General features: G+C 51.9%; 11 protein-coding genes. 5 read left to right on the forward strand and 6 right to left on the reverse strand.

From position 1 onward, the window contains the following. Positions 1–5: 5 nt before the first annotated feature. From rpsI to CCY01nite_RS07795, 3 genes are all read right to left on the reverse strand, one after another. The gene (gene rpsI, locus CCY01nite_RS07785) at positions 6–395 is read right to left on the reverse strand and encodes a 30S ribosomal protein S9 (RefSeq protein ID WP_119077863.1); all 390 of its coding nucleotides are present in this window, start codon (positions 393–395) and stop codon (positions 6–8) included. 13 nt (positions 396–408) lie between these two features. Next, a complete protein-coding gene (gene rplM, locus CCY01nite_RS07790) occupies positions 409–852 on the reverse strand; it encodes a 50S ribosomal protein L13 (RefSeq protein WP_146859397.1) in 444 nt (147 codons plus the stop codon). Positions 853–1,122: 270 nt separating this feature from the next. Then, complete coding sequence (locus CCY01nite_RS07795; RefSeq protein ID WP_222614326.1) at positions 1,123–1,815, reverse strand: zinc metallopeptidase; 693 nt, start codon at positions 1,813–1,815, stop codon at positions 1,123–1,125. A gap of 567 nt (positions 1,816–2,382) precedes the next feature. Here CCY01nite_RS07795 and radA point away from each other — a divergent pair. Both radA and CCY01nite_RS07805 read left to right on the forward strand, forming a co-directional pair. After that, entirely contained in the window at positions 2,383–3,759 is a 1,377-nt protein-coding gene (gene radA / locus CCY01nite_RS07800; RefSeq protein WP_146859399.1) for a DNA repair protein RadA, read from the forward strand. A 12-nt stretch (positions 3,760–3,771) separates the two neighbouring features. Beyond that, positions 3,772–4,449, forward strand: a complete 678-nt coding sequence (locus tag CCY01nite_RS07805) for a ComF family protein (protein WP_146859402.1) — start codon at positions 3,772–3,774, stop codon at positions 4,447–4,449. Between the two features lie 173 nt (positions 4,450–4,622). On the opposite strand, the gene CCY01nite_RS26610 is transcribed toward CCY01nite_RS07805, so the two are convergent. Continuing rightward, positions 4,623–4,799: a hypothetical protein gene (locus tag CCY01nite_RS26610; RefSeq protein ID WP_186830958.1), complete on the reverse strand. Its 177-nt coding sequence runs from the start codon at positions 4,797–4,799 to the stop codon at positions 4,623–4,625. Positions 4,800–5,239: 440 nt separating this feature from the next. On the opposite strand from CCY01nite_RS26610, the gene CCY01nite_RS26615 reads away from it, so the two are divergent. Together CCY01nite_RS26615 and metH are read left to right on the forward strand one after the other, a co-directional pair. Then, complete coding sequence (locus tag CCY01nite_RS26615; RefSeq protein WP_186830959.1) at positions 5,240–6,256, forward strand: homocysteine S-methyltransferase family protein; 1,017 nt, start codon at positions 5,240–5,242, stop codon at positions 6,254–6,256. A gap of 26 nt (positions 6,257–6,282) precedes the next feature. Beyond that, a complete protein-coding gene (gene metH / locus CCY01nite_RS07810) occupies positions 6,283–8,991 on the forward strand; it encodes a methionine synthase (RefSeq protein WP_186830960.1) in 2,709 nt (902 codons plus the stop codon). 41 nt (positions 8,992–9,032) lie between these two features. Here the strand turns inward: metH and CCY01nite_RS07815 are convergent, their stop codons facing one another. Next, positions 9,033–9,542, reverse strand: a complete 510-nt coding sequence (locus CCY01nite_RS07815) for a hypothetical protein (protein WP_146859404.1) — start codon at positions 9,540–9,542, stop codon at positions 9,033–9,035. A gap of 275 nt (positions 9,543–9,817) precedes the next feature. Further along, on the reverse strand, positions 9,818–11,797 hold the full coding sequence (gene ispG / locus CCY01nite_RS07820) for a (E)-4-hydroxy-3-methylbut-2-enyl-diphosphate synthase (RefSeq protein WP_146859406.1): 1,980 nt from the start codon (positions 11,795–11,797) through the stop codon (positions 9,818–9,820). Positions 11,798–11,942: 145 nt separating this feature from the next. Between ispG and CCY01nite_RS07825 the strand changes: the two genes are divergently transcribed. Next, on the forward strand, positions 11,943–12,797 hold the full coding sequence (locus tag CCY01nite_RS07825; RefSeq protein WP_186830961.1) for a helix-turn-helix domain-containing protein: 855 nt from the start codon (positions 11,943–11,945) through the stop codon (positions 12,795–12,797). The last annotated feature ends 37 nt before the right edge of the window (positions 12,798–12,834 follow it).

Consider the following 12,834-nt stretch of genomic DNA (forward strand, 5'->3'; position numbering starts at 1 on the left):
AAACATTAACGTTTAGAGAACTGGAAGCTTCTTCTGGCTTTAGCTTTACCTGGTTTCTTACGTTCAACTGCTCTCGGATCACGTTTCAGCAGGCCGGCAGCTTTCAGCGCAGGGCGGAACTCGGGATTGATCTCGCACAGTGCGCGCGCAATACCCAGTCTTACTGCTTCAGCCTGACCTTTGATACCACCACCCTGTGCATTCACTTTTACATCGAATTTATCCAGCGCGTCAATGGTTTTGAAAGGTGCTTCTACCTGGTTCTGCAGGTAGATCAGGGAGAAATATGTTTTATAGTCCTTGTCGTTCACCAGGATGGTGCCGGTACCTTTGCTCACGTATACGCGGGCAACTGCTTCCTTACGACGACCGATAGTATTTTTTTGTTTTTCCATTATTCAGGTGTAATTAGAAAGTTAAAGTCTGCGGTTTCTGAGCAGCGTGCGGATGTTCAGCACCGGCGTAAACAAAGAGTTTTTTATACATGGCGCGGCCCAGACGGTTCTTCGGCAGCATACCTTTCACAGCCCTTTCAATCACCACTTCCGGACGGCGGCGGAGCAGGTCTTTCGCTGTTTCGGCTTTCTGGCCACCGGGGTAGCCGGAATAGGTCTGGTATTCCTTATCGTTCAGCTTGTTGCCAGTGAAAACCACCTTGTCAGCATTGATCACGATGATATTGTCGCCACAATCCGTGTGAGGAGTGTAGTAAGGCTTGTTCTTGCCTCTCAGGATCGCTGCGATCCTGGCGCTCATTCTGCCCACTGTCTGATTGGTAGCATCTACAATGTACCAGTCGCGCTTAACATAAGCGTCATTGGCAGATTTTGTTTTGAAACTTAAAGTATCCATTGCTTAATAGAATAAAATTTAATCTCGCCCTATTTGGGACGGCAAAGCTAAGATGGAAAAACAGAATAACCAGCGTTTTTGGGTTATTTTTTCCGACCACCTTTTATAATGAATTGATTTTCAATAAAAAATTTGACAAAGAATTATCAACAGGTTATGCAGGGCCTGTTTTTACTGGTGTTTTCGGGGGAGGAACGGACGTAATCCGCTGCCCGCAGGCATAAAAAAGGCGGGCCGGAGTGCAGCCCGCCTTTCAGATATCAATAATTTTTAATTGTTCCGGTCCCGCGCGCCGAGATATATCATTAAGTACTGGAACAGGATCACGATGGAGGATACGGCCGCCACCACATAGGTCATGGCCGCCCACCACAGCGCATCTTTGGCCTGCTCGTGCTCTTTCTGATAGGTGATGCCCGCATTGTCCAGCCACTTCAGGGCCCGGTTGGAGGCGTCAAACTCCACCGGCAGCGTGATCACCGAGAAAAGGGTGGTCACCGCGAACAGGATGATACCGCCCAGCAGCAGCTGCGGGAACACCTGGACGAGCAGAATACCCGCCAGCAGCACCCATTGCACCAGGCTGGAGCTGACCTGCACCACCGGCACCAGCTTTGAGCGAAGGGTCAGCCAGGTATAGGCGGTAGCATGCTGCACGGCGTGCCCGCATTCATGGGCCGCCACGGCCGCCGCCGCCACGCTGTTATTATGATATACCTCCGGGCTCAGGTTCACCGTTTTGGTCGCGGGGTTATAGTGGTCGCTGAGATGCCCTTCAACAGATACTACTTTTACATCATGTATACCGTTGTCACGCAGCATCTTCTCCGCTACCTCCCGGCCGGTCAGCCCCGCGGAGGTAGGTACCTCGCTGTATTTCTTGAATTTGCTCCGCAAACGGAAGCTTACCAGCATGCTGATCCCCACGAAGATCAGCGAAACGATCATTATTCCAGGTGTCATAGTTGTTCTCGAAAATTGAGTCCTTGTAAAATTACCCTTATCCTCTATCAAAACCCTTACCAGCGAGCAGATTTAACAATTTTTACAGGAAACCACCCGGTTACAGGAGTATTTTGACAGCAGCAAAAAATTAACACTGACAGTTTGGCGCAAGAAGCACTTTTCCACACCCTATACATGATGATTTTATATGTTTATTTATTATTATAATATATCGATATATTAATATATGAATGCTTGTGTTACCGCCCCTCTCTATCAATAATTTACGAAAGTTTGCGGAAAATTACTTGGAGGCGAAACAGGCTACAATAGGGGGTTACAGCCGATGGACTGCCAAAGGAATTAACACTTTAAAAGTTATTAACATCCTTCAAATAAACTTTTTTATTCTCATCCCATTTAGTAATTTAGTCCTGAATTTAATGGGTTAGTAAGTAGAAAGAGTCAGCGGAATCTTCCGTTGGCTCTTTTCTCATTTATGCATTTTCTGCTACCGTTTTTACTTCCTTCCATCAACACAAAATATATCGATGAGCGCGTTGCTTTATTATTTTACTTTGCTGCATGAGTAAAATCAGAACGGCATTTTTTTGTCAGAATTGCGGATATGAATCAGCGAAGTGGACGGGTAAATGTCCTTCCTGTAATCAATGGAACACATTTGTAGAAGAAAAGGTTCAGAAGGAAATACCCTTGCGGCAACAGGAATGGAAAACGGAAACGGCCGGCAACGCGCGCGCGCCGAAAGTAGTGAACCTCGAAGCGGTGGAAGGCATTGAAGAAAAAAGATGGCTTACGCCTGACGCGGAGCTGAACAGGGTGCTGGGAGGCGGCATTGTAGCGGGTTCGCTGGTGCTCGTGGGCGGTGAGCCCGGCATCGGGAAGTCTACCCTGTTCCTGCAGAACGCGCTTTCATTAAGCAACATCAAAACCCTTTACATCAGCGGGGAAGAAAGCGAACAGCAGATCAAAATGCGGGCGGACCGCCTGCGCATCCGCAACGATCAGTTTTACCTGCTCACGGAAACATCCACACAGGTCATCTTCCAGGAAATTAAAAAGCTGGAACCGCAGCTGGTGATCATCGATTCGATTCAAACACTGCAATCGCCGCTGATAGAATCCGCGCCCGGCAGCGTATCGCAGATACGGGAAACCACCGCCGAAATGCAGCGTTTCGCCAAAGAAACCAATACCCCTGTTTTTCTCATCGGCCATATAACGAAAGACGGCGTGATAGCCGGACCGAAAATACTGGAACATATGGTGGACACTGTGCTGCAGTTCGAAGGCGACCAGCATTATGCCTACCGCATTCTGCGCACCATCAAGAACCGCTTCGGCTCCACCTCCGAGCTGGGCATTTACGAGATGACGGGGCAGGGGCTCCGGCAGGTCAGCAACCCCTCCGAAATACTCATCTCCCAGCGGGAAGACATGCTGAGCGGCGTTGCCATTGCCGCTACCATTGAAGGTCTGCGGCCGATGCTCGTGGAAGTGCAGGCGCTCGTTACCCAGTCCGTGTACGGCACGCCGCAACGCACCGCCACCGGCTTCGATCTCCGGCGGCTGCAACTGCTGCTGGCCGTGCTGGAAAAACGCGGCGGCTTCCACTTCGGTGTGAAGGATGTTTTTCTCAACATCGCGGGGGGCCTGCGGGTGGAAGATCCTTCTATCGACCTGGCCGTACTTTGCGCATTGTTATCCTCTTACGAAGATGCCGGCATCCCGCACAAATACTGCTTTGCGGGCGAAGTGGGCCTCAGCGGCGAAGTGCGCGCCGTCAACCGCATAGAGCAGCGCATCGCCGAAGCGGAGAAACTCGGCTTTGAGAAAATTTTCATATCCAAATACCATAAAAAAGGACTCGATTTCAGTAAATTCAATATTGAAGTGGTGCCTCTCGGAAGAGTAGAAGAGGTATACCGGCTTCTGTTTTAAAGCAAACACCTTATGCTGAAACCATTGTTGCACCTGTTATACCCCCACACCTGCGAAGCGTGTGGCCTCGACCTGTCCCGCACGGAAGAGATATTATGCGCCGGCTGCGCGCACCGCCTCCCCGCCACCGGCTTCCAGCTTACGGCAGGAAACCCGGTAGAAAAAATATTCTACGGACGCATCGCGCTGCAACATGCCACTGCCGGCTATTATTTCGCGCGGCAGGGCAGCCTTCAGCAGCTGGTGCACCAGTTCAAATATCACGGGAGAAAAGACATTGCATTGTATCTCGGCCGGCAGCTCGGCCTGCAACTGCGGCAAAGCGGCTGGTGGCAAAAAATATCCACCGTCATTCCCGTTCCATTGCATGCCGTCAAACAACGGCACCGAGGCTACAACCAGGCAGCCCTGCTGGCGGCGGGCATCGCGGGCGTACTGGAATGCCACACCGCCGACGGCCTCGAACGCATTCCCAATTCCTCCACACAAACCCGCAAGTCAAGGACCGAAAGATGGGAAAACGTATCCGCCGCTTTTGCCTTGAAAGAACCCGCGCAGGGACATGTATTGCTGGTAGATGATGTGTTGACAACCGGCGCAACGCTGGAAGCCTGCGCCAGGGCCGTAATGTCTGCCGGGAATGTGGAAGTGAGCATTTGCAGTCTTGGTTATGCCAGCAAACAGGCATGAAAGGCATTCGCCAGCCTTACCCAGTGCCGGCAAACAGGTATGAAAGGGGCATTCCATCAGCCTTACCCAGCACCGGCAAACAGGCATAAAAAAATACAGGTGTTCGAAAACACCTGTCTCTGGTAACTATTCCACGTTATGAATACGCAATTGTTGCATTATGTCAACTACAGCTATGAGGAAGTATCTTTTTTCTTTTTACCAGGTACCGCAGCCTGCTGCTTCACCTGCTTGTTCACATACACCACCCTGAACGAATCGTCCGCCAGTGAATTCTCCACATACACCTCCCGCAACCCTAACTTCGCCAGGTCACGGCTCAACGCCCTTAATTCATTTTTAATAGTCATACTGATAGATTTACCGGTTTATAATTACTGTACCATCGCTGCATAAAATATCAGCAACACATGTAAGAACAACCGGCAGCAGAACGGTGGTGGTAGGAAAAAGCCCGCTGCTGGTAAACTCGACGTTGTTGTAACGTTTCTGAAAGCATGATCTGAAAAAGTTAATGGTTGGTTCTGATTTTAATTCCTTTCTAATACTCTACAAATTTAGTAGACTTTGTGGACTAACCAAAATTCTTTTGATATTTTTTTATGAATAAATTTATTTGTATTGAATATCAACGGATTGAGATTTGAAAAAAGTTGGAAGCACCGGGAAAAAATGCGTTATACGGTTATTAGCGGGGACTTTTCTATCTTTGCAAACGCCAGCAGGTAGATTTGTTTATTGTTCGGCCTGCGGGTTTGATTTTTAACCGTAACTAATAAACGTTATAGCCATGAAATCTTTGCAACAGTGCGCCAGCGAGCGCATCCTTATAATTGACGGTGCAATGGGCACCATGATCCAGCGCTACAAACTCCAGGAATCCGATTACAGGGGAGAACGTTTTAAAGACTATCACACGGATGTGAAAGGCAATTCCGATTTGCTCTCCATCACCCAGCCGCAGATCATTGAAGCGATCCACCGCGAATACCTGGAAGCAGGTGCGGACATCATCGAGACCAATACCTTCAGCAGCACCGTGATCGCGCAGGCGGACTACGACATGCAGGACCTTGCCGCTGAAATGAACACCGCCTCCGTGACCATCGCCCGGCGCGCTGCAGATGATTACACCCGCCGCAATCCGGACAAACCCCGCTTCGTGGCCGGCGCCATCGGCCCGCTCAACAAAACCCTCTCCATTTCCCCGGACGTGAACAACCCCGGTTTCCGTTCCGTTACTTTCGATGAAGTGGTGAACGCTTACTACGAACAGGTAAAAGCCTTGTCGGAAGCAGGCGCGGACATACTGCTGATAGAAACCATCTTTGATACACTGAATGCAAAAGGCGCCATCTTCGCCATTAAAAAATATTTCCGCGAGTCCGGCAAACCGGAATTGCCGGTCATGATCTCCGGCACCATCACGGATGCTTCGGGCAGAACATTAAGCGGCCAGACGCTGGAAGCGTTCTACATTTCAGTGATGCACGCAAAGCCCTTCTCCATCGGTCTGAACTGCGCCCTCGGCGGCAACCAGATGAGGCCCTACATCGAAGAGCTTTCACAGATCGCCGGCTGCTATGTCAGCTGCTATCCCAACGCCGGACTGCCCAATACATTCGGTGAATATGATGAACAGCCGCATGAAACGGCGCATATAATTGAGGAATTTGCCCGCGAGGGTTTTGTAAACATTGTTGGCGGTTGTTGCGGAACTACTCCGGATCACATCCGCCATATGGCTGAACACGTAAAATCCATTCAACCGCGTCCCTTACCGGTGAAGGAAGCTACGTTGGCATAATCAGCATATGAACCAGAGGAATTGTAATGAACACTACCCGTACGATCAAACCGTACTTACGCCTGAGCGGCCTGGAGCCGCTGGTGGTAAGGCCGGAAACCAACTTTATCAATGTCGGTGAGCGCACCAACGTTACCGGCTCCAAGAAATTCGCAAGGCTTATCCGCGAGGGATTGTTTGAGGAAGCACTGTCCGTTGCCCGCCAACAGGTAGAAAGCGGCGCGCAGGTGCTCGACGTGAATATGGACGATGCGCTGCTCGACGGAGAAAAAGCCATGACCACCTTCCTCAACCTGCTGGCCTCCGAACCGGACATCTCCCGCATCCCGGTCATGATAGACTCCAGCAAATTCAGCGTTATTGAAGCCGGTCTTAAATGCCTCCAGGGCAAATGCATCGTGAACTCCATCAGCCTCAAAGAAGGGGAAGAAAAGTTTATCGAGCAGGCCGTTATCTGCCAGAGCTACGGCGCATCAGTAGTGGTGATGGCCTTTGATGAGAACGGTCAGGCCGATACGCTCGAAAAGCGCGTATCATTCTGCCACCGCGCGTACAAGATACTGGTGGATAAAGTAGGTTTTGATCCGCAGGACATCATCTTCGACCCGAACATATTTGCCATTGCCACCGGCATTGAAGAACATAATAACTATGCGGTGGATTTCATCGAAGCGTGCCGGCAGATCAAGCAGCTGATGCCGTTAGCGAAGATCAGCGGCGGCGTCAGTAACGTATCTTTCTCTTTCCGTGGGAATGACGTAGTGCGCGAAGCGATGCACTCCGTGTTCCTGCTTCACGCGATCAAAGCGGGGCTGGACATGGGCATCGTCAATGCTGGGATGATACAGATCTACGACGAGATCGAACCGCAGCTCCGCGAACTGTGTGAAGATGCGATCCTGAACCGACGGGAAGATGCCACGGAAAGACTGATCAATTTTGCCGAAACCGTAAAGGCCAAAGGCAAAGTGGTGGAGAAAGACGAAGCATGGCGTAACGGCACTGTGGAAGAAAGGCTCAGCCATGCGCTGGTGAACGGCATTACAGATTATATCGAAGCAGATACGGAAGAAGCCCGTTTGAAATATCCGCGTCCCCTTGAAGTGATTGAAGGCCCGCTGATGGATGGCATGAACATCGTGGGCGATCTGTTCGGCAGCGGCAAAATGTTCCTGCCCCAGGTCGTAAAAAGCGCGCGCGTGATGAAAAAATCCGTGGCGGTGCTCACCCCTTACATCGAAGCGGAAAAAGCGAAGCTCGTGGCGGAGAATGGCGGCCAGATCAAGTCCGCCGGAAAAATACTGCTCGCCACCGTGAAAGGCGACGTGCATGATATCGGCAAGAACATCGTAGGGGTTGTACTGGGATGTAACGGATATGATATCATCGACCTTGGTGTGATGGTGCCGGCCGAAAAGATCCTGCAGACCGCGAGAGAGCAGGAAGTAGACATCATCGGCCTCAGTGGCCTGATCACGCCGAGCCTGGACGAAATGGTGCACATCGCGCGGGAACTGAAGCGCCAGCAATTCAACATTCCACTGCTCATCGGCGGGGCCACTACCTCCCGCACGCATACCGCCGTGAAGATCGCGCCGGAGTACGAAAATGGGGTGGTGCACGTACTGGACGCTTCCCGCAGTGTAACCGTTACCGGTAACCTGCTCAACAAAGCCCTCAACAAAAACTTCCTTGAAGAAGTTAAAGGCGAATATGTGAAGCTGAATGAAGCTTTCCGGAACAAAAGGCCCGTAAAACAATACCTGCCGATAGCCGAAGCCAGGAAGAACAAGGTGCAGATCGACTGGGAAAAGTTCAATCCCGTGAAGCCCGCGTTTATCGGAACCAAAACGTTTGATCATTACGATCTCGCGGAGATCGTGAAATATATCGACTGGCAGCCCTTCTTCATTTCATGGGAACTGCACGGCAAATTCCCGCAGATACTGGAAGACGCTGTGGTAGGCAAAGAAGCCACCCGCCTTTTCAACGACGCGCAGGAAATGCTCCGGCGTATCGTGGAAGAAAAATGGCTGCGGGCCAGGGCAGTGATCGGTATTTTCCCGGCTAACAGTAACGGTGTGGATACGGTGCATGCCACTACGGAAGACGGCGCTGTGATCCCGCTGGAATCCCTGCGCCAGCAGGTCAAAAAAGCACCGGGACAACCGAACTTCTGCCTGGCGGACTTTATCGCCCCCGCTTCCACCGGTAAACAGGATTATATCGGCGGATTTGCTGTAACCGCCGGCGAAGGCATTGAAAAGCATCTGGATAAATTCAAAGCGGAGCACGACGACTACAGCAGCATTATGCTGAAGGCGCTGGCTGACCGCATGGCGGAAGCTTTCACCGAGCTGATGCATGAACGTGTGCGGAAGGAGTTCTGGGGATATGCCAACCAGGAACACCTGAACAACGACCAGCTGATCAAGGAAGAGTACATGGGCATCCGTCCCGCTCCGGGTTACCCCGCCTGCCCCGAACATACAGAAAAGTACAAGCTGTTCGACATGCTCGGCGCAACGGAAGCCACCGGTATTATATTAACGGAATCACTGGCCATGTACCCGGCTTCCAGCGTAAGCGGATGGTATTTCGCCCACCCGGAATCCAAATATTTCGGGCTTGGTAAGATTGAAAAAGACCAGCTGGAAGATTATGCGGAAAGGAAAGGCTGGACGATTGAAGAAGCAGAACGCTGGCTGCGGCCCAGTCTTGAATACGATATTTAAAATGCGAAACGCCCGTTGTAAAGGAACAGCGGGCGTTTCAGTTATTTGTCGAGGTGAATGGTTTCTATCCGCTCATCTCCCCGGTAGAAATTTATCTTTTTCATCCCTTCAGATCTGGGCACGAACCCCACCCAGACAGCAGCGGAATTATGTGTTCTTTTCGGCGTATCGATTTTGATAGCGAAATGAAGGTTGGCCTCATCGGCCGTCTGCGTAGCGGAACGGAGCGTTAATTCCTGCGTCAGGCTGGATGGTGTGAGGGTTACGACCGCCATTACCTCTTTACTGAAATCCGGCGTGTCGATCACATTGTTCATGGTCTTTGCAATGCCCAGCACGCTATCCCTTTCGGCAGCCGTTTCAAGTACCCAGCAGGCAATCGTATCGTTCTGTTTGATATCGTTCCGGGCAAAGTAGCCCGCGGCGGGCTTTACAGTGAGCTCCTGTTGAACAGCACTGTCACTTGACGATACCCGTCGTTCGGAAGTCTGGGAAGTATTGGGGCCGCATGCCATCAGCAGCAGGGTTCCGGCGATCAGCAGATTTTTCATATAAGATCGTTTTTAATGGAGGAGCAAGCAGGATGCCAAATCTCAAACAACCATGCATCCTGAATAGGGGGAAAATACGCAACATTTTGCGTATAACTACGCTTGACCTACCCTCTGTTGGGTAGTATTTTTGTGTCACGCTATTAATGCTATTAACCCCAAATCCCTAACGGGAAAAGTTCAGAACAAAAAAAAGTTAAGGTACACACTGCTTTTGTTAACCCCAGTTACAGTTTTGGAGGCTGACCAGTATTGGCCGGCCTCTTTTTTTCCTGCTACTTTGCCTCCACCCACATACCGTTATCCCGGATCAGGTTGATTAGCTCGTCCACCGCAACATCGCTGCTGAGGCCGCGTTTCACCACTTCCTTACCGCGGTACAGCGTGATCTTTCCCACGCCGCTGCCAACATACCCGAAATCAGCGTCGGCCATTTCACCGGGACCGTTTACGATGCATCCCATGATGGCGATCTTCACGCCTTTCAGATGGTTGGTCACCGCGCGGATGCGGGCGGTGGTTTCCTGGAGGTCGAACAGCGTGCGGCCGCAGGATGGGCAGGAGATATATTCTGTTTTGGAGATCCTGGAGCGGGTGGCCTGCAGGATGCCGAATGCGATGTTGTTGATCAGCGCCGTTGGTTCGGTTACAGGAGCGGGTTGATGCTGAATGGTCAGATCAGGCTGCGCTTTCAGCCAGAGGCCGTCCCCAAAGCCGTCCAGCAGCAAGGCGCCGGTTTCTGTGGCGTAGTGGATCAGGTCTTCGTCCGCATTCCCGTGCCCGCTGTTGCAGAACAGGATAACGGGCTGGGCTATACGTTTTTCCATGATGCCGGCCAGCGCTCTTCTCACGGTAGCCATGGCATGTGAAGAATTGGAGTATACAACAGGTACTGTATCATCCTGCAGCTGTTCCAGGAAGGCAGTGGTTTCTGCTTTGACATAGTCATCCGCGTTCAGCGCCACGAAGTTGATCCTCGACAGGCGGTTGTTCGCGCGGGCGGCGAGGTAGCCGTGGATGTCCATCCAGGGAAAATATTTTTCCTTGTCTTCCGCCTGCAGCCAGGTATGATATTGTACGATCACCTTCAGCGTGCCCGGTAAAGCGAAGGGCAGCACCTGGTTGCCGGTGAAGATGTAGTCCGCCGCCGCATCGCCGATGGTCCATTTGTCGGTCGGCTCATCGTAGGTATAACCGATGGATGGCAGGTCTTTGTGTGTAATGGTATGCAGATGGCTGAAATCGGCCACTACGACGGGCACCTGTTTCCCGCCGATATTGTCTACGGCCAGGGTATCCCGGCGCCGGTAGGTGAAGGGGGAATAAGGCAGCTTGTTTTCGTTCAGTGGCTCGATGGCGGGATGAGATACCCGGTGTGTGTAGCGTTTCACCAGGTCGCGGCAAACGGGCAGCTCAAATTCGGGATCTTCCGTGAGGGACACACGGATGGTGTCGCCCACGCCGTCTTCCAGCAGGGTGCCGATGCCCACGGCGGATTTGATCCGGCCGTCTTCCCCGTCGCCGGCCTCTGTAACGCCGAGGTGCAGCGGGTAGGCGTGGCCCAGCTCCTGCTGCATGGTCTGCACCAGCAGGCGGTAAGCCTGCACCATCACCTGCGGATTGCTGGCTTTCATGCTGAGCACGATGTTCCGGTATTGCAGGTCTTCCGCGATGCGCAGGAATTCCATGGCGCTTTCCACCATGCCCATTGGCGTATCGCCGTAGCGGCTCATGATGCGGTCGCTCAGAGAGCCGTGGTTGGTGCCGATGCGCATGGCCGTACCATATTCCTTGCAGATCTTCACCAGCGGCGTAAAACGGTCGCGGATGCGGTCTATCTCTTCCTGGTATTCAGCATCGGTGTATTCCAGCAATTCAAATTTTTTCTTATCGACATAGTTGCCGGGGTTGACCCGCACTTTTTCCACGATGCGGGCCGCTATTTCGGCGGCGTTGGGTGTAAAGTGGATGTCGGCCACCAGCGGGGTATTGTAGCCCCGGCGGCGCAGTTCGTTCTTGATGGGAAGGAGGTTTTCAGCCTCGGATTTGCTGGGCGCCGTGATCCGCACCAGCTCGGCGCCGGCGTCTATACAGCGGATGGCCTGCTCTACGGTCGCCTGCGTGTTCATGGTGTCCGTAGTGGTCATCGTCTGGATACGGATGGGATGGAAATTACCGATCGTCAGGTCTCCTACCTTTACTTCCAGCGTAGCCAGCCGTTTATATTGAGTCAGTGAATGGCAATATAATTGCATGAATGATCAGAATAGATGTAGGGACAAAATTAGTAAATCCCGGCGGGACATACAGTTTTGTTATTTTATATGAACGGTAAAGAACATGACCGGGAAATGTCTAGTTTTACCCGGATACGCTGTTTGTAGCCATTATACTTATCTCGTGGACACCATACCCTATCAGCAATTGCCCTTCAGCGGGCAGTTCAGCATTTTTGAAGTGGAGCATTTCCATAGTGAGCTGACCACACAGCCTCACCGGCACCACGACTTCCAGATCGTGTGGCTGACCCGGGCTTCCGGCGAGCATATTGTTGATTTTGTGTCTTACGGGCTGGAGGACAATATGATCTTTTTACTGGGGCCGGGACAGGTGCACCAGTTGCTGGACGCCAGCATTTTCGGCTTCAGCGTCACTTTCACGGAGGAGTTTTATTTCAGCAACCGGCACGACCGGGAATCGCTATACGATTTTACCACCCTGTTCGATTCATCGCAGGCATATGCGCCGATACGGGTCAGCCATCCCGCGGCAGCCAATTTTTCGCAGCTGATCGCGCTCATGCGCAACGAGCTGTCCGTTCAGCTGGAAGGCAGCAACAGCAGCGTGATCAAGCATTACCTGAATGCTTTTCTTTTACTGGTGGAGCGGGAGCGGAAGCATAACGTAGCCAATTCGCCGGCGCTGCAGCATCACGACGCGCGCATCGTAAAACTGCGGCAGCTGGTGGAGAAGCATTTCCGCCAGGAGCATAAAGCGGATTTTTATGCGCAGCATTTTGCGTTGACATCCAAACGGCTCAACGAAATTACGCGGGAGGTGCTGGGTAAAACGGTAACGGATATGGTACATGACAGGTTGGTGCTGGAAGCGAAGCGGCAGCTGGCTTTTAGCCACCGGAGCGTGAAGGAGATCTGCTATGAGCTTGGTTTTGAGGACCCTGCGTATTTCAGCCGGTTTTTCCGGAATCATACCGCGTCTTCACCGCATGAGTTCCGGGAAGCGATGTTCAAATAGTACCATTCAATCGCCGGTTTGTCCAAACATCGGCGGC

Origin of the sequence: Chitinophaga cymbidii (genome assembly GCF_007992715.1) — a bacterium.
GTDB classification, from domain to species: Bacteria; Bacteroidota; Bacteroidia; order Chitinophagales; family Chitinophagaceae; genus Chitinophaga; species Chitinophaga cymbidii.